General features: G+C 66.3%; 21 protein-coding genes, 1 tRNA gene and 1 riboswitch. Of the genes, 5 read left to right on the top strand and 17 right to left on the bottom strand.

The window, feature by feature from the left end:
• Nucleotides 1-180: 180 nt before the first annotated feature.
• Complete coding sequence (locus JQ633_RS27070; protein WP_211988147.1) at nt 181-1,293, bottom strand: amidohydrolase family protein; 1,113 nt, start codon at nt 1,291-1,293, stop codon at nt 181-183.
• A 70-nt stretch (nt 1,294-1,363) separates the two neighbouring features.
• Nucleotides 1,364-2,425 (bottom strand): amidohydrolase family protein, encoded by a 1,062-nt coding sequence (locus tag JQ633_RS27075; protein WP_211988148.1) that lies wholly within the window; start codon nt 2,423-2,425, stop codon nt 1,364-1,366.
• Nucleotides 2,426-2,666: 241 nt separating this feature from the next.
• Here JQ633_RS27075 and JQ633_RS27080 point away from each other — a divergent pair, with 241 nt between their 5' ends.
• The 3 genes from JQ633_RS27080 (at nt 2,667) to rnk (ending at nt 3,877) form a co-directional block, all read left to right on the top strand.
• Nucleotides 2,667-3,158 carry a hypothetical protein gene (locus tag JQ633_RS27080; protein WP_211988149.1) on the top strand — a complete coding sequence of 164 codons (492 nt, stop codon included), beginning with the start codon at nt 2,667-2,669 and terminating at the stop codon, nt 3,156-3,158.
• A gap of 11 nt (nt 3,159-3,169) precedes the next feature.
• The gene (locus tag JQ633_RS27085) at nt 3,170-3,322 is read left to right on the top strand and encodes a hypothetical protein (protein WP_211988150.1); all 153 of its coding nucleotides are present in this window, start codon (nt 3,170-3,172) and stop codon (nt 3,320-3,322) included.
• Between the two features lie 144 nt (nt 3,323-3,466).
• Complete coding sequence (rnk, locus tag JQ633_RS27090) at nt 3,467-3,877, top strand: nucleoside diphosphate kinase regulator (protein WP_249159673.1); 411 nt, start codon at nt 3,467-3,469, stop codon at nt 3,875-3,877.
• Between the two features lies 1 nt (nt 3,878).
• Here the strand turns inward: rnk and JQ633_RS27095 are convergent, their stop codons facing one another.
• The 4 genes from JQ633_RS27095 to JQ633_RS27110 form a co-directional block, all read right to left on the bottom strand.
• Entirely contained in the window at nt 3,879-4,547 is a 669-nt protein-coding gene (locus JQ633_RS27095) for a hypothetical protein (protein ID WP_211988151.1), read from the bottom strand.
• An 84-nt stretch (nt 4,548-4,631) separates the two neighbouring features.
• Nucleotides 4,632-5,201 (bottom strand): invasion associated locus B family protein, encoded by a 570-nt coding sequence (locus JQ633_RS27100; protein WP_211988152.1) that lies wholly within the window; start codon nt 5,199-5,201, stop codon nt 4,632-4,634.
• Nucleotides 5,202-5,206: 5 nt separating this feature from the next.
• Nucleotides 5,207-9,400 carry a beta strand repeat-containing protein gene (locus JQ633_RS27105; RefSeq protein WP_211988153.1) on the bottom strand — a complete coding sequence of 1,398 codons (4,194 nt, stop codon included), beginning with the start codon at nt 9,398-9,400 and terminating at the stop codon, nt 5,207-5,209.
• 535 nt (nt 9,401-9,935) lie between these two features.
• Nucleotides 9,936-10,982 carry a helix-turn-helix domain-containing protein gene (locus JQ633_RS27110; RefSeq protein ID WP_211988154.1) on the bottom strand — a complete coding sequence of 349 codons (1,047 nt, stop codon included), beginning with the start codon at nt 10,980-10,982 and terminating at the stop codon, nt 9,936-9,938.
• A 772-nt stretch (nt 10,983-11,754) separates the two neighbouring features.
• On the opposite strand from JQ633_RS27110, the gene JQ633_RS27115 reads away from it, so the two are divergent.
• A complete protein-coding gene (locus JQ633_RS27115) occupies nt 11,755-12,300 on the top strand; it encodes a DUF5625 family protein (RefSeq protein WP_211988155.1) in 546 nt (181 codons plus the stop codon).
• A 159-nt stretch (nt 12,301-12,459) separates the two neighbouring features.
• Here the strand turns inward: JQ633_RS27115 and JQ633_RS27120 are convergent, their stop codons facing one another.
• From JQ633_RS27120 to JQ633_RS27165, 10 genes are all read right to left on the bottom strand, one after another.
• On the bottom strand, nt 12,460-12,654 hold the full coding sequence (locus JQ633_RS27120; RefSeq protein ID WP_211988156.1) for a hypothetical protein: 195 nt from the start codon (nt 12,652-12,654) through the stop codon (nt 12,460-12,462).
• Between the two features lie 143 nt (nt 12,655-12,797).
• Nucleotides 12,798-13,862, bottom strand: coding sequence for a ketopantoate reductase family protein (locus tag JQ633_RS27125; protein WP_211988157.1), 1,065 nt, complete (start codon nt 13,860-13,862; stop codon nt 12,798-12,800).
• Between the two features lie 202 nt (nt 13,863-14,064).
• Entirely contained in the window at nt 14,065-17,607 is a 3,543-nt protein-coding gene (gene uca, locus JQ633_RS27130) for an urea carboxylase (protein WP_211988158.1), read from the bottom strand.
• A gap of 3 nt (nt 17,608-17,610) precedes the next feature.
• Nucleotides 17,611-18,249, bottom strand: a complete 639-nt coding sequence (locus tag JQ633_RS27135) for an urea amidolyase associated protein UAAP2 (RefSeq protein WP_211988159.1) — start codon at nt 18,247-18,249, stop codon at nt 17,611-17,613.
• Nucleotides 18,246-19,085, bottom strand: a complete 840-nt coding sequence (locus tag JQ633_RS27140; protein ID WP_211988160.1) for an urea amidolyase associated protein UAAP1 — start codon at nt 19,083-19,085, stop codon at nt 18,246-18,248. Before JQ633_RS27140 ends, JQ633_RS27135 begins: the two co-directional genes overlap by 4 nt.
• Complete coding sequence (locus JQ633_RS27145; RefSeq protein ID WP_211988161.1) at nt 19,082-19,915, bottom strand: ABC transporter ATP-binding protein; 834 nt, start codon at nt 19,913-19,915, stop codon at nt 19,082-19,084. The genes JQ633_RS27140 and JQ633_RS27145 overlap by 4 nt, the downstream gene beginning before the upstream one ends.
• Entirely contained in the window at nt 19,912-20,730 is an 819-nt protein-coding gene (locus JQ633_RS27150; RefSeq protein WP_211988162.1) for an ABC transporter permease, read from the bottom strand. The genes JQ633_RS27145 and JQ633_RS27150 overlap by 4 nt, the downstream gene beginning before the upstream one ends.
• 41 nt (nt 20,731-20,771) lie before the next feature.
• Nucleotides 20,772-21,845: a putative urea ABC transporter substrate-binding protein gene (locus tag JQ633_RS27155; protein ID WP_211988163.1), complete on the bottom strand. Its 1,074-nt coding sequence runs from the start codon at nt 21,843-21,845 to the stop codon at nt 20,772-20,774.
• A 75-nt stretch (nt 21,846-21,920) separates the two neighbouring features.
• Nucleotides 21,921-22,034: riboswitch (guanidine-I (ykkC/yxkD leader) on the bottom strand.
• A gap of 540 nt (nt 22,035-22,574) precedes the next feature.
• The gene (locus JQ633_RS27160) at nt 22,575-22,910 is read right to left on the bottom strand and encodes a GYD domain-containing protein (protein ID WP_211988164.1); all 336 of its coding nucleotides are present in this window, start codon (nt 22,908-22,910) and stop codon (nt 22,575-22,577) included.
• 263 nt (nt 22,911-23,173) lie between these two features.
• Entirely contained in the window at nt 23,174-24,874 is a 1,701-nt protein-coding gene (locus JQ633_RS27165) for a peptidoglycan-binding protein (RefSeq protein WP_211988165.1), read from the bottom strand.
• Nucleotides 24,875-25,266: 392 nt separating this feature from the next.
• Between JQ633_RS27165 and JQ633_RS27170 the strand changes: the two genes are divergently transcribed.
• Complete coding sequence (locus JQ633_RS27170; RefSeq protein ID WP_249159674.1) at nt 25,267-25,710, top strand: hypothetical protein; 444 nt, start codon at nt 25,267-25,269, stop codon at nt 25,708-25,710.
• A 313-nt stretch (nt 25,711-26,023) separates the two neighbouring features.
• Here the strand turns inward: JQ633_RS27170 and JQ633_RS27175 are convergent.
• A tRNA-Val gene (locus JQ633_RS27175) sits at nt 26,024-26,098 on the bottom strand.
• Nucleotides 26,099-26,144 lie beyond the last annotated feature (46 nt).

Below are 26,144 nucleotides of genomic sequence, written 5' to 3' on the forward strand. Positions count from 1 at the left end.
GCCCCGTCCTTTCGGGGAGAGGGTTGGGGTGAGGGGCCGCCTCTGCATAGGCGGTGACACCTGGATTCGCGGAGACTCCCCCTCACCCGGAATGCATCTGACGATGCATTCCGGCCTCTCCCCGCAAGCGGGGCGAGGCGAAGAAGAGACAGCTCGACTCGAAGTAGCGCCATCTCGGTCCTAGAACTTGTAAACCGCGCGGGCGTTGCTGTTGAAGATCTTGCGCCGCTCGATCTCCGTCAGCGGCGTCTTGAAGGCGTAGCGTGCGTCGTCATAGTCCCAGTGCGGATAGTCCGACGAGAACAGCAGCCGGTCGATGCCGACCCATTCGATCAGCTGGCGCAGATGCTTTGCCTCATCCGGCTCGTCGATCGGCTGGGTCGTGAACCAGAAATGCTCCTTCACATATTCGCTCGGCCTGCGCTTGAGGTGCGGCACCTCGCTGCGGAAGCGCTCGAAGTGCTGGTCCATCCGCCACATCGCCGACGGGATCCAGCCGAAGCCGCCTTCGATGAACACGATCTTCAATTTCGGGAAGCGTTCCGGCACGCCTTCCAGCACGAGGCTGGTGAGCATCGAGGCCATCGTGTGCGCGTTCGACTGATGCTCCTCGCAGTAATAGGACGGCCAGCCGCCGCCGGTCGGCGCGTGGCCGCCATAGCCGCCGACATGGATGCCGAGCGGCAGATCGAGCTCCTGCGCGCGTTCATAGATCGGCCAGTAGCGGCGGCGGCCGAGCGGCTCGTTGGCGCGCGGCGAGACGTTGATCTGGATGTACTCGCCGGTCTTCGCGCAGCGCTCGATCTCGGCGAGGCCGAGGTCTGAGCCGTCCTGCCCGACCAGGATCGAGGCCTTCAGCCGCGGATCGCGATGCGCCCAGAACGCCAGTTGCCAGTCGTTGATGGCGCGCTGGATCGCGGCGCCGAATTCCAGGTTCTGCTGCGAGAAGGTGAAGAGGTCGAGCACCTGCAGGATGCCGAACTCGACGTCGAACGGATCGAGATGCTGCTTGCGCATGAAATCGAGATCGGAGCCGGGCACGCCGCCGGTCGGCGGCCACGCATCGCGCCGCGCGATCAGCGGCGAGGATCGCGGATACGGCGTGGTGCCGATATAGGGCGTGCGCAGATGGCTGCCGTATTCCCTCAGATGCTGCTGCCAGCGCTTCGGCAGGAACTCGTTGAGATCATCATGCGAACGGATGCTCGGATGGATGTCGCAGTCGATGATCCTCAGCCGCGTCGCGGCGGTCTTCTCTTGTTCGAGCATCGGGCGGTCGATGACGTCACTCATGCGATCCTCCTTTTTGTCTGGCGCATGATCTGATCGGAAAACCGGGGTCCACTCTTCCGGATCATGCGCGCTAATTCAGCTTGAGACGCGGAAAGGTTTCGAGCGGATTGTCCGCGCACATCCGCTCGACGAGGCTCTTCGGCAGATGCGGCGGGATCGGATCGTCGCCGTCGAACTGCCAGTGCGGATAGTCCGACGCGAACAGGAACATCTTTTCGGAGCCAATCTGGTCGATGATGTCGGCGACGCCGGTTGCATCGAGCGGCGCGTCGAACGGCTGCATGGTGACGCGGAAATGGTCGCGGATGATCGCGGCCGGCTCGCGCTCGACCCACGGCACCTCGACGCGCACGCCGCGCCAGGTCTTGTTGGCGCGCCACATGAAGGCCGGCAGCCAGCTCACGCCCGATTCCATCAGCACCACCGTCAGCCCCGGAAACTTTCCGAACACGCCTTCATAGATCAGGCTCAGCGCCTGCGCCTGGAACGCCTGCGCTTCGGCGAGATAATATTCGTAGCGGTAGGACGGCCAGCCGACCGAGCTCGGCGCGCTGCGGTAGGCGCTGCCGGCGTGGATCGCGAGCGGCAGTTTGTATTTCTCGGCGGCCTGGTAAATCGGCCAATAGTGTCGCCGCCCGAGCAGTGTCTCGCCCTGCGAGGGCACCAGCACCGAGACGAAGCGGTTGTCGCCGGCGCGGCGCTCGATCTCCTCGACCGCCAGATCCGGTGCCTGGATCGGCACCACGATCGAAGCGCGCAGCCGCTTGTCCTTCGCCAGCCACTCGGCCGCGATCCAGTCGTTGATCGCCCTGCAGAAGTCGGCCGCCATGTAGGAATCGAACACCGCCTGCGCGCCGTAGACCACGTTGCAGATGGCGTGGCTGGCGCCGAGCTGGTCGAACGCACCGCGCTGCACCATGGCAAGATCACTGCCGGGCTTGCGGCCGTCGGCCGGCCGCCAATCGGCACGTCCCGACAGCGGCATCGACGGCGGATAGGAATTGAGGTCGAGCCCGTCGATGGCGCGGCTGACCACCTGCTCCTTCCAGTGATCGCTGAGATAAGGCAGCAGCGTAGTGCGCGTTCCCCCCACCGCGGGATGGATATCGCAGTCGATGCGCGTGGCCGCCATGGCGTTCCCCAGAGCTCAAGTCTTTGTTGCTTGTTGGCGGCGTTGCTGCCGCGACGCGGACTGTGGCCCCGATGGCGCGATCATGCAAGCCGCTCAACGCGGGGCCGCCCTGCCCTGGCAGCGCATCGCCGCCTTCACGCAATCTTGCGGGATTGCATGTGAATGACGTCACCATGTCAGGATGCGCGGCGTGTTAGCCGTTCCGTGTCACGGAAAGCGCGAAGACATCGAGGAGACCGCAATGAGAGTTGGTATCGGTCCCGGTGCATTGGCGATCGTCGTATGCACCCTGTCGCAGGCCGCGGCCGCTTCAGGTCCGACCGCCGCCACCGCCTCCGGCTCGGTGGCGCTGGCGCTCGCCGGCGTGGTCGCGCCCTATTCGCAGTTGCCGGATGCCGAGAAGAAGCTCGTCGCCGCGCTGTTCGCCGGCGACGGCAATGTCGCCCATGCGGGCAAGATCACGCTCACCGCCGACAAGATCGTCTGCCGCGCCAGCAACGTCGATATCACCTCGCGGTCCTGCGAACTCACCTTCGGCAGCCACATCCGCACGGTGAAAGGCCGCGAGGCCAACGAGATCTTCGCCACCGAAGCACTAGCCGGCGTGCCCGGAGACGGCGCCGCCGGCACGATCTTCGAGGCGCTGTCAAAACTGTCCTGCACGCTCGATCTTGCCGTGATCAAGGACAAGTCCGGTGGCGGCGCCAGCTGCAGCTTCGAGCCGGGGAACTAGCGGGCTGCGGCTTGATCAGCGACCTCCGCGCTGCGCGGTTTCGCCGCAATAGCTACGGCAGTGGCAAGGGCTATGTTGATTTTGCCATGATCTACATCCTCTGCATCGACACCCATATTGCGCGGCTCGGCTTGCGCGCCGGACGTCTGCACGCAGGCACCTAGCCGGGCGGCCGTCGCGCGCGCCGTCCGGTTCATCAGCATCATCGCACATCAATCGGTTCGCGGCCTCGAGCAGCAGGAACTACGCCTGCCTCAATGGACACCGCGTGACCGCAATCGACCATTTTCAATCCACAGGGAGCAGACATGCGCCATCGCAATCATCACAGTACGACCAATCCTCCACTGCCTCCGATCGTGATCGCGGCGAGCGAAGCGCTGCGTCTCGGCGCGCTGGCCGACACCAGCATGGCGGTGTTTCCGCGCGTCGCCCAGTTCCTCGCGCGCGAGACCGAGCGGGCACAGATCGTGGCCGATGACGCCGAGCTGCGCGGCGTGGTCCGGATGGGATCGCGGGTGCGCTATTGCGACGACGAGACCGGCGACGTCCGCGAGGTCGTGCTGGTGTATCCGCACGAAGCCGACATCGCCCAGCGGCGGGTCTCGGTCCTGACGCCGGTCGGCGCCGCGCTGATCGGACTATCGGTCGGCCAGACCATCGAATTTCAGACGCCGAGCCATCACACCCGTGCGGTGAAGATCCTGGCGGTGGATTAGCTCACCCCGCCACCCGCAACGCCGTCACCGCGACGCAGGAATTGCCGAACGGGATCAGCATCACCTGCGCGCCGTTCGGAAGCGCCAGCGTGGCGAGATCACCGAGCGTGCCGCTCTGGCCGTGCAGCTTGGCGAGTTCGGCCGCGACGGCGGGGCAGCTCTCGGCGCTCGGCGTCACCCGCACCAGATTGCCCTCGCAGGACGATCCGACCGGCGCCGCGAACACGATGCCGGCGGCGCGCTGCGCGTTTTGCGGGTTCTGGCTCGGCGTCAGCGCGACCAGCGACTGCACCGAATGGGCGTTGCCGGCCTTCTGGTCCCACTGCGACTGCGCGGTATAGGTCGAGTTCACCGCGAGCCCGCGGCCGAGCGTGCCGAACACGTTGGCGCAGGTCACGATGTTACCCTGCCTCGCGTGGTCGTCGAACACCGTCGGCTGCTGTTGCGCGGCCTGCTGCGGCAACACCGGCGCCGCGGCGGCCGGCGATTGCGTCTCCTGCGGACGCGGCTTGTGCGGCTGCTTGGCGGCCTTCCTGGCCGGCGCCGGCGCGGGCTGCGGCTGCAGCGGCATCGGTTGCTGCAGCTGCTGGGCATAGACGACGACACCGGCCGCACCGAGCGCCGCCACGACCACCGCCGCGAAGATCAAGACCAGGGTCCTCGGTCGCATCAGCTGCTTGTCCTCATGTCTTGATTCATGTCTCGGCCTTTCGATGCGGATGTGCGGTCTCCAGATCGGCATGCCGCGCCCTCGTCATTTCAGCTTCGTCAGCACGACGGAGAGCCCGTCGAGCGGCGCCTCCAGCGCCACCGGTCCGATCTGCGGGAGCTGGTAGGACACGAGGCACGGCGTCGCCGCGCGAATGTGCCGCTTCAGCACGTTGCCGATCGCAATGGTGGCGAAGCAGAAGGCGGCGTCGCATTGATCGGTCTGCGCGACGATGCGATCCGGCGTGTCACCCATGGCGAGTTCGATCCGCGCGCCGACGCCGGCGCTCGCCGGGATACGCATCATCATCAGCGGCTTGCCGTCGGCGGTCGCGACCAGTGACCAGTTGAATGCGACCGCGCCCTGCGCGTTGACGATCGACTGGGTGACGTTGCAGACGCGGCGTTTCGACTTCAGGCTCTCGTCGCAGATCAGCGTCCAGTTCTTGAACGGCTGGATCATCCGCCTGAATTCGCCGAGCGTCTCGCCCTGCGGGATCGCGACGTCCGACGGCTTCACGAGATAGCCGGCGGGCGGCGCGGGCTGCGCGCCGGCGCCCGCAGCTCCGCACAGCCAGATCGCCGACGCCAGACATGCCAGCCGCCTCGTCGACACCAGGATCAATTCAGCGTCAAGCTGACGCCGGCGCTGACGCCCCAGTCGCCGCCGGCGGTGGTCGCCGCCGCGTTGGAGCGCAGCCGGCCGTTCTCGCTGGTATAGCCGAGACCGAAGGCGAGCGCGCCCTGGCTGCGCCAGACGCCGCCGCCGGCCGAGGCGCTGACCTTGCCGGGCCGATCATCATAGCGCAGCGAGGCGGCGGCCATGCCGATCGCCGCGGCGCGCCAGGCATCCTGCCGCACCTCGCCGATCTGGCCATTGAGCTGCTGGAACGCGCTGTTGAGCTGGTTGACGTTGACCGCGTCGGTGCCGGCGACGCCCGCCGCCACATTGCTGATGGTCACCGGCGCGCCGTTGCCGCTGTTCAGCGTCAGCTTGTTGGTGGTGCCGCCGGATCCGTCGCCGTCGTAATGGATCGTGCTCGAGGCCAGCGCCTGCAGCTGGCTGACATTGACCGCATCGGTCGCGGCCGAGCCCGCCGCGACATTGGTGACGCGGCGCTCGTTGCCGGTTGAGCCGACCGAGACTTCGCCGGTCGCAACGCCCGCCACCGCCTTGCCGACAACAGGCGTATAGGCCGCATCGCTCAGGCTGGCCGTGGTGGTGGAGTTGGCACCGAGCGCCAGCGAGTTGGCCTGCGTCGCCCTCGCGCCGGCGCCGAGCGCGACCGAATTGTCGGCCGACGCGGCAGCGCCGTTGCCCATCGCAACCGCGTTGGTGGCGCTGGCCACCGCCTGGCCGCCGACCGCGATGCTTTCCGTGCCGGTCGCCGAGGAATCCGCCGCGGTCGAATTGGCGTGGAAATACTTGATGCCGCCGCTGCCGTTGGTGATGTTGTTGACCGTGGTGTAGAGGCCGTCGAGCGCGGTGTTGGTGGCCCAGAGCTGCGAGCCGTTGATCGCATCGGTCGAGGTCGAGTTGATCTGGCCCGCAGCCAGATTGGTGATGGTGCGTTCCGAACCCGCGCTGCCGACGCTCACCGTCGAGGTCGGCGTAGTGCCGGCGAAATTGTAGCTGGTGCCGCCGATCGCTGCGCTGGTGGTCTGCACCACGGCCGAGGTGGTCGAGTTGGCGCCGAGCGCAACGTCGCCGGCCTGCGCGGTCGCCTTGGCGTTGGCGCCGAGCGCGACACTGGTCGGATTGGTGGTCGACGATCCCGCGCCGAACGACAGCGACTGGATGCCGTTGGCCTGCGCGTTGGTGCCGAGCGCAATGCCGTCGGCAAAGCTGACCAGCGAATTCTGCCCGATGGCGATGCCGCCGGGCGCGGTCTGCTGCACCAATGCGCCAAAACCCATGCCGATGCCGTTGTCGCCGTTGACCACGGTTTCCGCGCCGACCGCGACGGAGTTGTTGCCGACGGCGAGCGAGTCCGCGAGCGTCGAGTTGGCGTGGAAGTATTTCGTCGGCGTGACCGAGAACGAGGCCAACGCGCCGGTCAATTGCCGCAGCGTGACGGCGTCGCTCGATTCGGTGCCGTCGGCCACGTTGGTGATCTGGCGATAGCTCGTCGAGGTGCCGACCGAGACCGCGCCGAGCAACGTCTTGTCGGTGGTGTTGTAGGGGATGACCGTGCCGCCGATGATGCCGGAAGCCGGCGCGAGCGTGCGGTCGGCCACCGAGCCCGAGCCGATCGCGACGCTGTCGGCGATCGTGGCCTGGGTGTTGAAGCCGACCGCCGTGGCGTTCGCCGCGGTCGCCGATGCGGCGACGCCGGCCGCCATCGAATTGGCTCCGGTCGCGCCGTTGTTGGTGTAGTTGGCCTGCTGGGTGCCGCCGTCGTTGACGCTGTAATAGTGCGTCAGGCCGTTGCTGACGACGGTCGTGAGGCTGTCGATCGCCGAGGTCGCTGCAAACAGCTGCGAGCCGTTGATCGCGTCGGTCGAGGCGTTGCTGACCCGCCCCGCCGCGACGTTGGTGATGGTGCGCTCGTTGCCGACCGTGCCGACACTGACAGTGGAGGTCGGGGTCGTGCCAGCGAATGCGTAGGTGGTGCCGCCGATGACCATGCTGGCGGTCTGGACCGCGGCGCTGGTCTGGCTGCCCGAGCCGAGCGCGATATCGTTGGCATTGGTCGCGGTCGCGCCGCTGCCGATCGACACCGAGCCGCTGCCGGTGGCGGTCGACACCGGTCCGATCGCAACCGCGTCGGTCCCGACGGCATTGGAATCGGCCAGCGTCGAATTGGCGTGGAAATACTTGATGCCGGCGCCGCTGTTGATGTTGTTGACGGTGGTGGCGAGGCCGTCGACGGCCTGGTTGGTGGCAAACAGCTGCGAGCCGTTGACCGCATCGGTCGAAGCGTTGCCGAGCCGGCCAGCCGCGACATTGGTGACGGTGCGCTCGGCACCGGGCGCGCCGACGCTAACCGTCGAGGTCGCCGTCGTGCCCGCGAAGCCGTAGGTGGTGCCGTTGATCACCGTATTCGGCGTGTTGACGACGGCCGCGGTCACGCTGCCCGAGCCGAGCGCGACGTCGCCGGCGCTTGCGGCCGCAATGGCGGCATTACCCAGCGCGACATTGCCCGCGAGACCTGCGGCGCCCGCGGTCGAGCCGTTGCCGAGTGCAACTGAGCCCTGACCGATCGCCTTGTTGTTGTTGCCGATCGCGACGGCGCCTGCGGCCTGGTTGCCAGCGGTCGCAGTCGCGGTGCCGTCGCTGTTGGCGATGTTGTTTGCGCCGCCGGTGAACGCGCCGGTGCCGCTGGCGAAACTGGGGTCACCGATCGCGACGGCGCCGTTGCCGAAAGCGACGTTGCCTGCGCCGACCGCGACCGCCTGGCCGCCGGTCGCCACCGCGTTGGTGCCCAGGGCGACCGCATTGGCGGAACTGGCCGCGGCATTGTTACCGATAGCGATGGCGCTTGTCGCCGACGCATTGGCGCCGATGCCGAGCGCGGTGCTGCCGACCCCGCCGGCGTTGGCGCTGACGCCGGCCGCGAGAGAATTGTTTCCTGTCGCATTCGCGCCAGACCCGAACGAGGAGGCGTTTATGCCGCTGGCAACGGCCGTGTTACCAACCGCCGTGCTGGCGGCGGCGCTCGCATTTGAGGTGGTGCCGATCGCCAGCGAGCTCGTGCCGGCGGCACTGGCCCCAACGCCGTTCGCAAGCGAACTAATGCCGTTGGATGCCGCATTGTTGCCGATCGCGATGCCGCCTGTCGCCGCGGCATTGACGATCGCGCCCGATCCGAGCGCGACCGAGCCTCCGGTGCTCAGCGCCTGCGCCTGGTTACCCACGGCAACGGCAAAATCCCCGGACGCAATCGAGGAGCTACCTCCAGCGAACGTGTTGATCCCCGACGCGGTGGCCTGCTTGCCAAGGGCAGTCGCGCTGTCTGCCGAGGCAACCGACGCCCAGCCTCCCGCCCATGAATAGTTGGCGCTAGCCAAGGAACTCACGCCGACCGCGGTGGCGTTTCCTCCCGTGGCGTGGGCGAACGTGCCCAGGGCGCTCGCGCCGGCTCCGGTGGCATTGGCTTGAACGCCGAGCGCGACCGAATTGACGCCACTTGAAATCGTGCCCTGGCCCAGCGCCATCGCGCCGCCGCCGCCCGTGGCCTGCGCGTTCAGGCCGAGCGCCACCGAATATTGTGCCGACGAAACGGATTGACGCCCAACTGCAATGGCGTCGACCTGAGATGCGGTCACGTCTGTGCCAATGCCGATGGCGCTCACGGCAAGGGCACCGGTTCCCGCAGCCGTGCGCGAGCCGAGATAGACGGAGTTGAGCTGTGAAGCGATCGACTGGAAGCCAATCGCCACGGCATTCTGGGCGGCTGCGCTGGTGCTGGTGCCTTGGGCAACGGCATCTAATCCGGGCGCCGATGCTCCACTTCCAATCGCGATAGCGCGCAGCCCGCTTGCCACCGATCCGGTGTCGATCGCCACGGAATCAACGCCGGTCGCACTTCCGCCGCCAAGCTGCACGCTTCCCGCGCTGGCGGCCGAGGCGGTGACCATCACGACGGCAATCGCGCCAAGCGTCGTCGCGACGGCTGATCCGCTCGTTCCCAGTGTCCCGAGACCCAAGCGGTCCCGTTTCACGCCAAGGATTCGGTGCGCCTGACGCAACACCGCCAACAGCTGCCGCCGGAGCGAACGGCTGTCGGCATCGCCTGACGCGACCCAGCTCCGCACGAAGCCGGTGCGGCTGTGACGCTTCAGCGATTCGGTCGAGTTGCGTGCGACGGCCATTGTGCTTCCCCTTCGTGACAGCTTGTCAAGACGCGGGTATTGCAGCGCCGCAGCGCAGGCCTGCCGGACACATATGCGGACATATGAGGATGATGGCGCACGGCGCGATCATCGTCCGATCCTGGCTGATGACGTGGCGAGCTTAGCGAACGCATCTTTGCCACCCAGCGTTCGCCCGGCTGCCATCACAATGCCCCCGAGTCGTCATGAAGAAAAAGGATAGACACAATTTCGTCAGCGTCACTCAGCACGCCGTCCAAATAGATGGCAGATCGTCTCACAAGTTGAACGATCCGCGCGGCACACGGCGCGCGGAGAACGCACAATGCATTCGACCGTGCACAGGACGGGTGTCTGCGTGCGCTGCCGCCGCGCGAATGATTCGCGAACTTGAAGGACCCGTCATCCTGAGGCGCGAGCGCAGCGAGCCTCGAAGGATGAATCGGCCCGGCTGGCGGCCGTCGATCCTTCGAGGCTCGCTGCGCTCGCACCCCGGGATGACGGGTCCATCGTCGTCGCGAAAAATCTACAGCCCTCAGCTGCCGACCGATCCGCGACGTCGACCGGCGCGGGCTTCGCGCGGGCTGATGCCGAACTCGCGACGGAATGCGCGTGCGAAGTCGGACGCCAGCTTGAAGCCGTGGCGATAGGCGATCTCCTGCACCTGACGGTCGGTGCCGCCGACGAGTTCGTCATGCGCGGCACGCAGCCGCTTGCGCAGGATATAACCGGCGACGCCGCCGACATTCTCGAAGGCCCGATAGAGATTGGAGCGCGAGATCCGCAGTTGCTGCGCGACGCGATCCGGCGTCAGAGCGTAATCGCCGAGATGCGCTTCGATATAATGACGTGCCCGCTCGAACAGCAGCGATTCCATCGCGCCCTGCGCCTGGGCCTCGGCCGACAGTTGCACACATGCGGCGATCATGTTCGCGGTCGCGCGTCCGGCCTGCCGCAGTTCGTCGGGCGACATCACGGATAGTCGCATTTCGAGCCGGTCCAGGTAATCGATCAGCAGCTCGATCAGATTGCCCGACAGGATGAGGTTGCAGACGCTGTCGAGCTGCCCGGCCGCGGCGGCGAACGCGCCGCGCGGCAGGCCGAGCACCAGGCCGTCATAGTCGGTGATGCGGCCCTGAAAATCGTCATCGAGCGAGATCAGGAACATCGCACCCGGCCGGGCGTGCAGCCGCCGCTCGCCGGTTTCGAACCAGGCTTCGCCGGAGCGGACGCGAAACAGCCACCAGAAATCGACGCGCGGGCGTTGCGATGGTTTGGGCGCACGCGCGAATGTTTGAGCCGCAAAGCGTCCCGACGTGAACACCACGTTGGCCATGTTGCAGGTCAGGTACTCGACTTGGAACCCTTGTGTGGAATCGTGTCCCGGCGGCGGTGCGACCTCGAGCAGCGAGGCCATGCGCGTCTTCCAGATTTCGAACTGCTCGCGCGCCTGATAGGGCCGGGTCGAGAACAGCCGCGGCGGCGACGCGCTGATATCCCTGATGTCGCGAGGCTCGCGCGGCAGGGGGACATGTTCCGGGGGTTTCGCCGCGCGCGCCGCAGTATCGTCGTCGTCTTGCATGTCATTTCGGACCCCCGCTGTCGCGTCCGAACAAGGCTTGCTCAGCGGAAGGGTATTCCCAGGATTGCTTCGCCGTCCGCTCTCGCGGCCGGCGGATTTCAGGAGAACGAACAGGGCTGCATGCAGGTTGCAGCCATCGCGCGCCTATGCAGGCAGCTCGCGGTACGGCCGTCGCAAGTTCCCGCGGTCATCGCGCTGCATGGCATTCTTCATTATCATTATCGCGCCCGTTGCGATTGTCGTGCTCGTTTGCGGTCCGACAAATTCGCGATCGGACCATTCGCCTGATGTAGAGAACAATCGAAGCGAGAACCAGAGGGGATCGACGCGCCCGCGAATAAATCACCAGTGTGTTCGCGCCGCGCCAGGATCGTTCATGTTGATGAGGCCTTCGGAAGAATCGATGGCTAAGCACGGTCGACAGCACAGCGCGATCATGTGCAATTCATCACGGCATGCGGGAACAACACGGTTGCACCTGGTAGCAATGCAACTTTGCCAATGCGGGCTCGTGACGCGGCAAGCGAGAGACGCGTTCCCGTCTGCTTCGAACGCCGCTCCGATCTCGCGGATCGCGGCTGCCTGACGGCGCGCAAGCATCGCCGGCGACGCTCATCGTCGTATCGCCGCATGTGGCCATTTGCCCCAGACCTGCCGTCGAAGATTTCGGAGCAAGTCCCTACACTGACAACGAGAACGCAGTCGTCATGTCCGCAAGCCGTGGCGACGGCGGATCGACAGATCGGTTTTCGTCGTCGACCGAAGAGACCTGATGGGACCAACCACGTACAGCCTCTGCAACAAGGAGTTCATCGGGCTCGCGATGTGGATCACCGGGCTGTGCGCCTTTCCGCCGCTGGTGCCGCCGACCGAGATCTCGTTGCAGCAATCGGGCGTGGTGCTCAGCAAGGAGTTCAACGCGCCGGTCGACAAGTCTTACCTGCTGCAGCTCAGGTTCGTGTTTCCATCCACGGAAGTCCGGCTCAAGGACAGGCTGGTCGGCGACCGCTACGCTGAGGATCACTGCAACAGCGACGTCGCCTATCACGCCATCCCGGAACCGGAGCGGCCCGGCCTCGGCCTGCCGATCCCGTTCAAGGTCACCGTGCGCACCGAGCCCGACGGCGCCGCCGTGCTGGAGCGGACCTTCAACTCGCTGTGCCACGCCACCCATGCCAGAAACGAAAAGTACCGCGACATCGGCCGCTTCGACCTCCGCCGCGGCGCCTATCGCATCGAAGTCCACAACCTCGATCCGCAACCCGCCTTCGGCGACATCACCGTCGAGATGAGCCTCGTCAGCGGCGACGTGAAGTGACTGGGCTCTCCGCTCAATGTGAGGGAGGCACCGGCGGACGGGCTCCCTCCCCCCTTGCGGGGCAGGGGAATCGCATATGGCGGAGAAAGGGGGGAGGGAGCCTGACTAGCGCGCTCACCTTACGTAAGTAGCCCGCACTAGCAGAAGCACTGCGCATCGCTACGCCGCCAGATGGCCTTGGCCCATCTCAAAACCGTGGCGGCGGCCGCGGGCGATGCCTTCGGCGATCGCTTTCGCGACGATCTCGGCTTGATCCGGGGAGAGTTGGTCGAGCGGCTGCCAGGCGCGCATGATGTCGCGCGCGCGGTCCATGTCGCCGTAGATCGCAAACGGAGAAAGCGGCTTGATCGGCATTGTCGTGGCTCCCGACCGCAAACTGCGCGAGCCTACCTCAGCCAGCGCGGCCGAGCCATGCGTTCGCCGGCCCGATCGGGGCGCCTTGCGCCCCGGCGACGCATGCCGCGGGCGCCCGGCCCGCGGCATGGCGTACGACGTCCTTACTCCGCGCCGGAGCCGCCCTGCACGATCTTCTCGTTCAGCTTCAGATCGACGGTCTCGACGGTGCGATCGATCTCGGCGCTGGGCGTGCCGAGCTGATGCGAGATCAGCTTCACCAGGAGGTCGACGCGCTCGATGAACGGCGCGCCGGCGGCGACCGCGCGGGCCGCCGATGACGGCTTGAGCAGGCTCTCCGCCGCCTTGGCGTATTTCGCGAACGGCACCTGGTCGGCGGGATCGGCGCCGAGCTGCCGCGCGATGCCGTCGACATGGTCGTAGATCGCCTGCGAGCGCGTCAGGTCGCCGTGCACGGCGTCGCGGATCGATTGCGGCTCCGACGGCGTGATGCAGCGGTAGTTGCCGGTCAGCAGCATCGACCACTTCGCCAACGGCACGAACAGCGAGTCGAACACCTTGAGCTTCACCGGCACGTCCTGGCCGTCGAGCGTCACCGCGTCGATGTCGGCTTCGAGCTCGCGCAGCACCTTGTTGTGCTTGTCGTCGGAGAAGACCGCAGCCTTGAAATTGGTCGGCAGGCCGACATGCAGCACGTTGGCCTTCTCCTCCGGCGGACGGAACGCCTGCGGATCGGGCGAGCACAGCGTCACCAGGCCCGGCTCGAAGCGTTCCCACACCTGCGCGTTGGTATAGGCCTCCTCGAGGTCCATGCCGGACAGCGCCGGAATCCGCTTCAGATAGGGCAGCGGCGGCATGTTCATGATCGACAGGCACGGCAGCTTCGCCGCCGCGATCTTGATCATCAGCACGCGCACCGTGTGGTTGGTGTATTGCGGCTCCTGCATCGCAAGGCCGACCATGTCGTAGCGCGACACGTCGACATCGCCCGGCGTCACCGCGTCGAGCTTGCCCGGCAGGTCGCGCGAGAAGATCGAGCGGTGGTTCTTTTCGTCGCGCAGCTTGATGCGCACCTCGGTGCCGTCGCGGTTGATCAGCTCCGCCGTGTTCTTGCGGCAGACCAGGCTGACATTGTGCCCCGCCATCAGCAGCTTCGTGCCCAGCAGCGAGCCGTAGGAGGCTCCAAGGATCAGGATGTTGCGCGCCATGCTCTCTCTTTCAACGCTCGAAGATGATGTCCCAAGCCAAGCCGACATGGCCCGTCCCGGTTCCGCGCCACGATGCGGACAGGCCCTCCAACCGGGAAACGCCTCTGGTGTCTGGTATACCAGCCTCTATCGCAGATCCACAAGGTGCACAACCCGGCCCGGCCGCGCGATCCGGGGGCCGGGTTGCGACCTGTTTGGAATGCTAAGCCGGCTCGATCAACGCAACCAGATCGCCCGCGCGGAGCGTTTGGCCCGGGCGGGCCGGCACCGACGACACGCGACCCGCGGCGGGCGCGTACACGCTGATCTCCATCTTCATGGATTCGATGATGGCGATGACATCGCCCGATGCGACCTCGGCGCCATCCTCGACCAGGATCTTCCAGATGTTGCCCGGCACCTCCGAGAACGCACCGACCTGACCGTCGGGAATGCCGGTCGCCACGGCACTCACATCGGCGGTCTCGGCGGGCGCCTCGTCGAGCTTCATCTCGCGCCAGCGCTTGCGCTCGGCATCGAACGCGGCCTGCTGCGTCGCCTTGAACGAGGCGATCGACGGCCGCTCGTCGGCCAACGACTTCGCATAGTCGGCGTAGGAGAACGTGTCCTCCTCGATCCTGATGTCGTATTGGCCGTGCGGAAATGCGGCGCGTGCATCGAGCAACTCGTCGGCATCGACCGGAAAGAAGCGGATCTTGTCGAAGAAGCGCAGCAGCCAGGGATGCCCGGGCTTGAACACGCCCGTGGTGCGCCAGCTGTTCCACACTTGAATCGTGCGGCCGAACAGCTGGTAGCCGCCCGGCCCTTCCATGCCGTAGATGCACATATAGGCGCCGCCGATGCCGACTGCGTTCTCCGGCGTCCAGGTGCGCGCCGGATTGTACTTGGTCGTCACCAGCCGATGGCGCGGGTCGAGCGGCGTCGCCACCGGCGCGCCGAGATAGACGTCGCCAAGGCCGAGCACGAGGTAGCTTGCGTCGAACACGATGCGGCGGACATCGTCCTCGCCATTGAGCCCGTTGATGCGCCGGATGAACTCGACATTCGACGGACACCACGGCGCATCCGGCCGCACCAGCTCCTGATATTTCTGCATCGCAAGCTCGGCCTGCGGATCGCGCCATGACAGCGGCAGATGCACGGTGCGACTCGGCACCCGCATCGCATCGACCGGCGGCAATTCGCGCTCGACCCGCCGCAACACGTCGAGCAGCTTCTGCCGCGACAGCGCGGTGCCGTCATAGTGGATCTGCAGCGAGCGGATGCCGGGTGTGAGATCGACCAGACCGGCGAGCTTCGCCTCCTCCAGCGCCTGCGCCAGCACATGCACGCGCAGGCGGAGCGCGATGTCGAGCTCCATCGGCCCGTATTCGACCAGCAGATTGTCGTCGCCGGCGCGGCGGTAGACCACCGGGATCGGGCCGTCATCGTTGCGGCCGACGATGGCCGCGCCGAGCTCGGGCGCCTTCAGGATTATCGGACCGGCGACCGGATCGTCGCGCCTGACAGCCACGAAGCGCACGGTGTCGCCGGGCTTGAGCTGCCCGATCTTCCAGAGCTCGTCGCGCGCGACCACCGCCGGACAGACGAAGCCGCCGAGGCTCGGCCCGTCGGGGCCGAGGATGATCGGCATGTCGCCGGTGAAGTCGATCGAGCCGACCGCATAGGCGTTGTCGTGGATGTTCGACGGATGCAGCCCGGCCTCGCCGCCGTCGGTGCGGGCCCAGCGCGGTTTCGGGCCGATCAGCCGCACGCCGGTGCGGGCGCTGTTGAAATGCACCTCATAGCTCGCCGCGAACAGCGTCTCGATGTCCTCGTCCGTGAAGAAATCCGGCGCGCCATGCGGGCCGTAGATCACGCCGATCTGCCACGCCGATGTCAGCTCGGGCCGCTCGCTTTCCATCGCGCCACGCGGTGCCGCAAGGCCCGGCTGCTCCGCGCCGATATGCAGCACATCCCCCGCCTTCAGCGATCCGGTCGCGTGGCCGCCGAACGCGCCGAGCGCAAACACGGCGCGCGAGCCGAGCATCTCCGGCACGTCGAAGCCGCCGCGCACGGCAAGATAAGTGCGTTGGCCCGGGCCCTTGATGCTGCCGATGGCAAGCGTCTGCCCCGCGCGCACCGCGACCGGTTCGTGATACGCGACCTCAGCGCCGTCGAGCGATGCCTTCATCTGCGCGCCCGACAGCGCCACCGTCGCATCGGTGTTGAAGCGCAAGGTCGGGCCGTTGACCGTCAGCTCCAGCGCGGTGGTCGTCTCCGCATTGCCGACCACGCGGTTGGCGAGGCGGAACGAGCGCTCGTCCATCGGCCCGCTCGGCGGCACGCCGACGTGCCAGAGATGCAGCCGGCCCGGCAATTCCTGGATGCCGCTCTGCGCGCCCGGCGCGACGACGTCGATGCTGCGCGGACGATAGGCGAAATCGCCAAGCACGCTGGTCGCCACCTCGCCGCTGCGGAATACGTCGGATGCAGCGATGGCGCTGAGATAGCCGAGATTGGTCTCGATGCCCGCAACGACCGTGTCGTCCAGCGCCTTGCTCAACCGCGTGATCGCGGCCTCGCGGGTCTCGGCAGAGACGATGATCTTGGCCAGCATCGGATCGTAGAACGGCGTCACCTCGGTGCCGGTCTCGATCCAGCCGTCGATCCGCGCCTCCGGCGAAAACACGACCGACGTCAGGCGGCCGGCGCTCGGGCGAAAACCGGCGCCGGGATTTTCGGCGTAGAGCCGCACCTCGATCGCCGCGCCCTTCGGCGAGAGCTCGCCCGCCCGGCCCAGCACATCCTCGCCCGCCGCCTGCCGGATCATCCATTCGACGAGATCGACGCCGTAGACCTGCTCGGTGACCGGATGCTCGACCTGCAAACGGGTGTTGACCTCGAGGAAGTAGAAATCCTCGCGCGCGACATCGTAGATGAACTCCACCGTGCCGGCGGATTCGTAAGACACCGCCTTGCCGAGCGACACCGCGGCCGCGTGCAGCCGCCGCCTGATATCGGCTGAGAGCCCCGGCGCCGGCGTCTCCTCGAAGACCTTCTGGTTGCGCCGCTGCAGCGAGCAGTCGCGCTCGCCGAGCGCCACAACGCCGCCCTTGCCATCGCCGAAGATCTGAACCTCGATGTGGCGGGCACGGGCGACGAACCGCTCGAGATAGACCCGCGCATCGCCGAAGCTCGCCCGCGCCGTGCGCTGCACCGAGGCGAAGCGCTCGCGCAGCGTCGCCGCATCGTGGCAGAGCTGCATGCCGATGCCACCGCCGCCCGCCGTGCTCTTCAGCATCACCGGAAAGCCGATCGCCTCCGCCTGCTCGATCGCCTGATCGATCGTCTCCAGAAGACCAGAGCCCGGCAGCAGCGGCACGCCGCTGGCTTCGGCGATCGCGCGCGCCTTGTGCTTCAGCCCGAAGGCATCGAGATGCTCCGGCCGCGGGCCGATGAACTTGATGCCATGCTCGGCGAGCCGCTCGGCGAAGCGGCGGTTCTCCGACAGGAAGCCGTAGCCGGGATGCACCGCCTCGGCGCCCGTCGCAAGACAGGCTTCCATGATCGCATCGACGTTGAGATAGCTCTCGGCGGCCGGCGCCGGGCCGATCCGCAGCGCCTCATCGGCATCGAGCACCGGCCGCGTGAAGCGGTCGGCGTCGGAATAGACCGCGACCGAAGCGATGCCCATGCGCCGCAACGTCTTGCCGATCCGCCCGGCGATCTCGCCGCGGTTGGCAATCAGAACCTTGCTGAACATGCCTCACGCCTCCGGCTCGAAGATCGTGACCTGCACCGGCGTCGGGAAGAAGCCGTTGCAGGGGTTGTTGATCTGCGGGCAGTTCGAGATCAGGCACAGCACGTCCATCTCGGCGACCATCTCGATGGCGTCGCCCGGCTTGGAGACGCCGTCGACCACGGTGAAATTGCCGGCCGTGTCGAACGGCACGTTCATGAAGAAGTTGAGGTTCGGCACGATGTCGCGCTTCGACAGGCCGTGCTTCGCCCCCTCCAGCACGAAATTCTCGCGGCAGGCGTGCTGGTAGCGGGTCTGGTGGCCGAACCGCACCGTGTTGCTCTCGCAGGAGCAGGCGCCCGCAGAAGTGTCATGCAGGCCGCAACTGTCGGCGGTGACGCGCAGCATCACGCGGCCCTCGCTCGACATGATCTTCGTGCCGAGCCCGACATAGGCCGAGCCCTGTGCGCGCAGCGTATCCTGGCCGCTGTAGCGCTCGCCGAAATCGTCGGCGCAGTAGAACAGCGTGTCGACCGCCTGCTGGCCATGGCTGTCGACGATGCGCAGCGTCTGTCCCTTGCGGATGATGGCCGACCAGGACTTGCGCGCGGGAATTTCGGTGTCGAGCACGATGCGGGCGCCGGAGCGAAGGATTTGCATGGTCATTGCGCGGCTCCTTCCAGGGTGCGGCCGAAATACAGCGCGTTGTTCTCGAAAGCGCGGGCCGCCTCCGCGGTCGCAGTGCGGCAGAGATCGTCGGCAGAAGGCGCGGCCGCGCGATAGCGCACGATTTCCACGCTTGCCTGCGGATAGGACGTCGCGGGATCGAGCGGATGCGGACAGTTCGACAGCGCGATCAGCAGATCCATCTCCGCGCGCAGGTCGACAAAATCACCCTCGTGCCGCCGCCCCTCGCCCCAGAGGAATTTTCCCTCGGCATCGACCGCGACCGGCGCGAAGAAGCTGACGCAAGGATGAACGTCGCGGCGGTCGAGCCCCAGCTTGGCCGCGGCCAGGATGAAATTCTCGCGTGTATTGCGGACATGCCCGTCGCCGTATCTCGCCTGGTTGGTCGCCGCGGTCGAGCCGCCGACCAGCGTGTCATGCGCGGCGCTGGTGTCCTCGGTGATGCCGAGCAGCGCGCGGCCCATGTCCGAGAGCAGGACGCGGCCCTTCTGCAGCCGCGCCGCCCACTGCACCTTGATCGTATCGGCGTGGTTGAGCCGCTCGGTGGTGTCGGCGGCATTCCATGCCAGCATGCTGACGGTGGACTGCCCCGACGCATTGACGATGCGCAGCGTCTCGCCGCGGTTCAGCCGCGTTGCCCAGTACCAGCCGGACGGGATGGTCTCGCGATGAATGACCGCCGCGGCGTCGATCGGCGCGGCATCGCGCGCGGTCGGCGCCGGCAGCGCGCGCGGCGCGTGCCCCGCGGCTTTCAGCTCGTTGTATCGCTTGGTATGCGCCGCGATCTCGGCCTTCTGTTCCTCTGTGAGGATCATGAGTGCTCCTTCAAGACGAGAGCGCCGGGCCGTCCCGGCTGATGCTCCTTGCTTGACCGGGTCGTCCCGGCCGGAGCTGGATCGATGATGGTCCGCACCTCGGCAGTGCGGCGCGGAAAGATTTCGAGATCGCGCGACACGGTGGCACCGTAGCGTTCGCGCTCCTCCGGGCGGTTGCGCTGCCGTTCCAGCGCGATCACGCGCGTCGCCAGCCCGAACGCCTCGCTGAGATCGTGCGTAACCATCACGACGGTCAAGTTGGTCTCGTTCCACAGCCGCTTCATCAACACATGGATGTCGGCGCGGATGCCGGGATCGAGCGCACCAAAGGGCTCGTCGAGCAGCAGGATTTTTGGGCCGCGCATGATCGCCTGCGCCAGCGCGAGGCGCTGCTGCATGCCGCCCGACAGCGCGGACGGATATTTGTTCTCCTGCCCGGCGAGCCCGACTTCGGCAAGCAGCTTCATCGCATCGTCGGCGGCGGCGCGGCGCGCCGCGCCGAACAACCGGCCAAGCAGCTTGGCGTCGCGCAATTCGCGGCCGAGCATGACGTTCTGCAGCACCGTCAGATGCGGAAACACCGAGTAGCGCTGGAACACGACGCCGCGATCGGCATCGGGCTCGGCGCGCAGCGGCTTGCCGTCGACCAGGATTTGTCCGCGCGTCGGCTGCTCCTCGCCGAGCAGCATGCGCAGCAGCGTGGTCTTGCCGCAGCCGGACGGGCCGACCAGCGCGATGAACGCGCGCGGCTCGACCTCCATCGTGATGCGCTCGAGCACGATGTGATCGCCGTATTCCTTCCAGACGTCGTTGAAGCGGATCGCGCTCATTCCGCCCTCACCGACGCGAACCACGGAAACAGTTTTCGTTGCAGGACGCGCAGGCCGATATCGATCAGGAACGCCAGCAGCGTGATCCAGGCGACGTAGGGAATGATGACGTCCATCGCGAGATAGCGCCGCACCAGGAAGATCCGGTAGCCGAGCCCGGAATCGGAGGCGATCGCCTCGGCCGCGATCAGGAACAGCCAAGCCGGGCCCAGTTGCAGCCGCAGCACGTCGATCAGCCGCGGCAGCGTCTGCGGCACTGCGACGCGCAGCGCGATCTGCCAGGTCGAGGCGCCGAGCGTCTGCGCCTTGACGATTTGCTCGCGCGGCAGCTCCTGCACCTTCATCGCGAGGTCGCGGATCATGCAGGGCAGCGTGCCGATCACGATCAGCGCGATCTTCGAGTTCTCGCCGAGCCCCATCACGATGAACAGGATCGGCAACAGCGCCAGCGGCGGCACCATCGAGGTGACCGACACGAACGGCCCGAGCAGGGCATTGGCGCCCGGCAGCAGGCCGATCACAATGCCGAGGATCAGTGCCGCCACCGTCGAGATCGCCAGCGCCGAGCCCAGCCGCCCCAGGCTGGCGACCGTGTCAGTCAACATCAGGTAGTTGCCGGAGCGCGGGTCGACCACGAACGCCATCTGCTTGACGGCCTGCACCATGCTGGGCAGCGCCGGCAGCAGCTTGTCGTTGGGATTTTCCGCGAGCCTCGCGCTGGAGCCGGTGAAATAGGCGATTGCGACCAGCAGGAACGGCAGCGCGAGAAGATAGAATCGCATCTGCCGGCCTGGCCGTATGTTCACAAGTCGCATGGAGAGCTCCCGCGTGAGGCGATGCGTCAGGGCGAGCCTTGTCAGAGCTTGCCCTTGGCGGCGTCGTCCATGTAGGTCGGGTCGAAGCGCAGCTTGACGTTCGACTTGTCGCCGAGCACCGACTTGTCGGCGAGTTCGATGCCGACGGCGTCGGCCGATTTCGCGCCCTTGCCGAGCAGATCCTTGTCGAACAGGAACTTGCGCACGCGATCCATCGTCGTGCCGACCGTCTTGCTGCGCGTGAAGGCTTCCGCATCCGCCGCCTTGTCGAACAGCTTGGTCGAGGCGAGTTGGCCGTCGAAGCCGGCGAGATCGGTGCCCGACGCCTTGGCCATCGCCTCCTTGGCGGCCTTCGCCGCGGGATCGTTCGCGGTCATTTTGGAGATGGTCTCGTACCAGATGCCGGCCAGCGCCTTGGCAAACGCAGGATTGTCCTTCGCCACCTGCGTGTTCACGACCATCAGGTCCATGATCTCGCCGGGGATCTGCGAGGAGTCGAACACCTTCTTGGCGTCGGGCGAGCCGAGGATTTCCGTCACGATCGGATTCCAGGTCACGACAGCGCCGACGTCGGCCGTCTTGTAGGCGGCGGCCATGTCGGCATCCGAGGTGTTGACGACCTTGACGTCCTTCTCGCTCAGCTTGCTGCTCTCAAGCGCGCGCGCCAGCAGATAATGCGACACCGAGAATTCGACGAGGTTGACGCTCTGGCCCTTGATCGCGGCGAGATCGGCCTTGTTCTTGAGGATCACCGCATCGTTGCCGTTGGAGAAGTCGCCCATCACGATCGCGGTGGTGTCGACGCCGCCGGCCGCGGGGATCGACAGCGCGTCCATGTTGGTGATGGTCACGGCATCGAAGCCGCCGGCGGTGTACTGGTTGATCGACTCGACATAGTCGTTGAACTGCTTGACCTCGATCGTGATGCCGTATTTGTCCGCCCACTTCTTGACGATGCCGGTGTCGGCCGCATAGCCCCACGGCATCCATCCGACATAGATCGACCAGGCGACCTTGAAGTTCTTCTTCGGCGCGGCGTCGGCGGCCGAAGCCGCTGCGAGGACGACCACACAGCCGATGACGACAGAGCGAAGGAAGAAAGCGAGTTTGTTCATTGCCGATCCCTCTTGCAAATTCACAAAAGGGATTGGCGAAAAGACCATCGCTCCGCCAATCCCTTGGCTAACGAGGTCTCCCGGGCTTTTGTCCCGCCGTGCACCTGCGGGGATGTCTCCCCCGCAAGCGGCTGCTCTCGGACCAGCACCTTGCCTGTTTGCAAGGCCGGAACCCTAGCGGCCAACTCAATGCCTGAGATGCACGAGCCGTGCCACGACATGATTATTTGAATCTCATAGGATTTTTCGACGCCGGCCGTTCAGGCACGAGCGATCTGCTTAAAAACTACGCAGCCCTGCCCAGAATTGGCTCTGTCCTTTTACCGCCTCGGCTCGCAGGATTGCAGGAGCGTCGATGTCGAGGGGAGGTTCGATGCGCAAGCTCCTGAGTGCCCTGTTCGGCGGGCTCTGGCGCGGACTGCACGGCCGCTACGGCCTGGCGCCGACATGCGATCTCCGCGCGCGCGACGCTCGGCGCGCCGACTGATCGCCGAACGCAGCACCGATTTGCACGCAGCCTGGTGCAGCATCCATTCCGTTCGGATGTTGCAGTCGATTCACGTCAGGTGAGCACGCCGGTCAGGCTCCCTCCCCCTTGCGGGCAGGGGAATCGCATATGGCGGAGCAAGGGGGGAGGGAGCCCATCCGTTAGCGCGTCCCTCACGACAAAAGGCCGCCGCTCGAACCATCGAGCGGCGGCCGTCGCGTTGGAGTAGATTCAAAATCTGATCAGCTGCCGGGCGGGCTATAGGATGAGCGCAGCTTGACCGCGTTCTTGCGCACCTGCTTGATCTCGTCCTGCGTGAACAGCCGCGTCAGCTTGACGTTCTGCATGGCGCCGGTCGTGACGGTGAGACCGGACACGGCCGGAGCCGTCATCGGATCAGGCACATCGAAGATCACCAGCACACCGGGACCGTCGGTCGCGGTGCTGTACATCGAGACGAGCTTGCCGCCCGCCGCCTCGATCAGTTTTCTTGCCGCCTCCTGGCGGTTGGTCTCGGGATTTTCCAGAATCGCGTTGAGCGCACGCGGCGTATATTGTCCAGTCATACAAAAATGCATGCACGCCTCCTTTTGAGGTTGGCAATAATTTTCCGGCCCCGTTCCGAGCCAATCGTCACGAGGCACCGCGTCTGAAATGTCACAAGTGAATTGCCCGCCGTGGGCACCAAGGCCGCCAATGACTGCCGGAATCTCGGCACATCCCGGTGACGGCTCTCCGGCAGGATACATCAGCTGACGTTCGCGCGGAAGAGACTGCGCGATCTTCACCGACGCAAAAAGCCCCGCCTTGCGGCGGGGCTCTCGATTCAGTGGACTATGCATTATCTGCCAGTCGAACCGTGACCGGAGTTTTGCGCAGGCGTCTGTGTGCCTGAACCCGACGATGACGAACCGCTGTTCTGGCTCGGCTGGCCGGACTGCGTGTTCTGGTTTGCACTCGGCTGGTTGCCGCTCTGTCCGACGGTGGACTGGTTTTGCGGCGTAGCCTGCCCCGTCGTGTTCTGCTGATTGGCCGAGGGCTGATTTGCGCTCTGGCCGGTCGTTGACCGGTTCTGCGGCGCCTGACCCGTGGTTTGTCCAGTCGTGTTCTGCTGGCTGGGCTGCGTGCCGGCCTGACCGCCGGTCGACTGGTTCTGCGGCGCGTTGGCCTGACCCGTCGTATTCTGCAGCGTATTACTGCGGCCAACCGTCGACTGGCTGCCCGCGCCCTGCCCGATGCGGTCAGACAGACCCAGCGCGGTCACCGTGCGCGTGTCGATGCTGCCGCTGGTCGAGATGCCCTCGCGACGCTGGAACGTGATCAGTGCCTCGCGGGTCCGCGTCCCAAGCACACCGTCAGCCTCGCCGACCAGCACGCCGCGATCGATCAGCACCTGCTGCACCTCGCGGATCTGCTGCGGACTCAGATCCATCATCGCGTAGCTGCCGCTAACCCGGCCGCGATGGCTGTAATGCGTGCGCGGTCCGACCGGGACCACGTCGACAACCCGGCGGCTTCGATCGAGGAACACGACCTCGTCCTCGACGATGAAGAAGCTGTCGTCACGATAATACGGGAACGCATCGATCAGCGCCGGGTAGGTCGAGACCGACACGACGTTGAAGTTTCTCGGCACCACCGTGCCGCGGTTCACCGAGAAACGGATCGAGCTCGCGTTGACGCGCGGCGCGTTGCGCGCTGAGACCACCGATTGCTGGATCGAGGTCTGCTGCTGCGCCGTCACGGTGCGGCCGGCCTGGGTCTGCACTGACGCGTTCGACTGCGTCTGGGCGGTTGCGCCGGTCTGCGCCTGGCCGGTCGTCTGACCAGTGGTCTGGTTGGAATCCGTGCGGCCCTGTGCCGTACCCGACTGCTGCGCCGCCCCCGTGGTCTGGCCGGCTCGCGAGTTCTGGCCGGTCGTCGTCGTGCTCGAGCCCTTGCTCTGGCCCGTCGTGGTGCCTTCACGCTGGTTCGCGGCGCCGCTGCGATTCTGCTGCTGGCTTTCCCGTGTCGCAGCGCTGCTGCGATCGCGGGATTCATCGCGGCCGGTGCGTTCGCGCTCACGGCCACTCTGGCCAACGGTCTGATCGCTCCTCGACTGCTCACGCCGGCTTTGTTGCTCGGCGCGACCGCGCTGCTCCGCCCGGCCGCTCTGCTCGGCACGGCCGCTTTCGCGGGCCTGTCCGGTGGTCTGGCCGCGCTCGGCTGCGCTGCCGCGGCCCATCTGCTGCTCGGCCTGGCCTCGGGCCCGCCCGCTCTCGCTCATGCCGGCAGCTCCGCCGCCATGTCCACGACCTTCGGTCATGCCGCCGCTGCGCGCTGCGCCCGAAGCGCCTCCGCGCACTTCACCGCCGGCATGCCCCGCGGCCGATCCGCCTTCGCCACCGCCGGCTCCAGCGCCGATGCTCGCACCACCGCCCGCGCCGCCGCCAGCACCCGCGCCGCCGCCTTCTCGCATGCCTTGCGCCGAGGCGACACTGACGCCGACCAGCAGCACGGCTGTCGTCAGCAGCAACTTGCTCTTCATGATCTTGTTCTGCATTTCCGATTCCCTCCTCCATATCTGCGGTGATTCCGTTCGCGAGAGCTGACGCCAGAATTGGCGATCGACTCGCCGGAGCCGCACTCCAACTAGTACGATGAGCCTCGGGTGCACTGGCGTGCACGGGGCTCACCAACGAACCTGCCTCGTCTACAAAAGCGGTGATGCGGCAGCCGTTCCTAGAGGAGTGCGCGACGCGACATTTGGCGCCCTCGGAACACTCGCATGTTTGTCCCGGTGTGCGGCGCCGGCCTGTTCCGTTCAACTGTGAACAGTTGTTCCCGCATCAAGCGCGTATCGCGCTGGCGCCTGCCGTCAGCGCGATACTCGCAACCAACGTCGTTCTCTCCCGTTGATCGGCTGTTGCAATCACCAACCAAGGAGGAACTCTTATGAGGAAAACAGCACTCATTCTTTCGACGGTCGGCGCGCTCGGTTTGAGCACGATCGTCGCGCCGGCGCCCGCAGAAGCACGCAACGGATGGGGCCCTGCACTCGCAGGCGGATTGATCGCCGGCGCCGTCGTCGGCGGGCTTGCCTCATCGGCTTACGGCTGGGGTCCCGGTTACGGATATGGCTACGGTCCCGGCTACGGATACTATGGCGGCTACGCACCTGCCTATTATGCGCCGGGCTACTACGGCGGCGGCTACGCCTATGACGACGACTATGTCGGGCCGTATCGTTGGGGCGGCGGATACACGACGACCTACTATTCCGGATACCGACCGGCCTATCGCTATCGTCACGCGGTCCGCGTCCGCCCGGCCTTCAGCTCCTATGCCTACTACAGGGGCGGCTATCCGGGATGGCATCGTCACCATCGTCACTGGTGAGTCTTACCCACCGCTGTCATCGCCCGGCTCGACCGGGCGATCCAGTACGCCGCGGCCCATCGGGTCAAGCACTGCTGTCTCTGGAATGCTGGATCACCTGCATGCGCGGTGACGGCACCGAACAAGCTGTTTGACGAACAAGCTGTTTGACGAACAAGCTGTTTGACGAACAAGCTGTTTGAAATGCGAAGCGGACCGACACCGCAGCTCGGGGCCGCAGTCCGTCTTCACTTCGTTCAAGCTACGCCGGACACGCTTCGCCCTGACGGGCTCCACCGTGGCTGCGCCACGCGAAGCCCGTCAGGGCGAAGCGTGGTGGGTGCGACAGGGATCGAACCTGTGACCCCTACCATGTCAAGGTAGTGCTCTCCCGCTGAGCTACGCACCCCAAATCGCATTGGGTCGGGTCCCTATAACGGACCCGGACGGGGCAG

Source organism: Bradyrhizobium tropiciagri (assembly GCF_018130505.1).
Taxonomy (GTDB): Bacteria; Pseudomonadota; Alphaproteobacteria; order Rhizobiales; family Xanthobacteraceae; genus Bradyrhizobium; species Bradyrhizobium tropiciagri_B.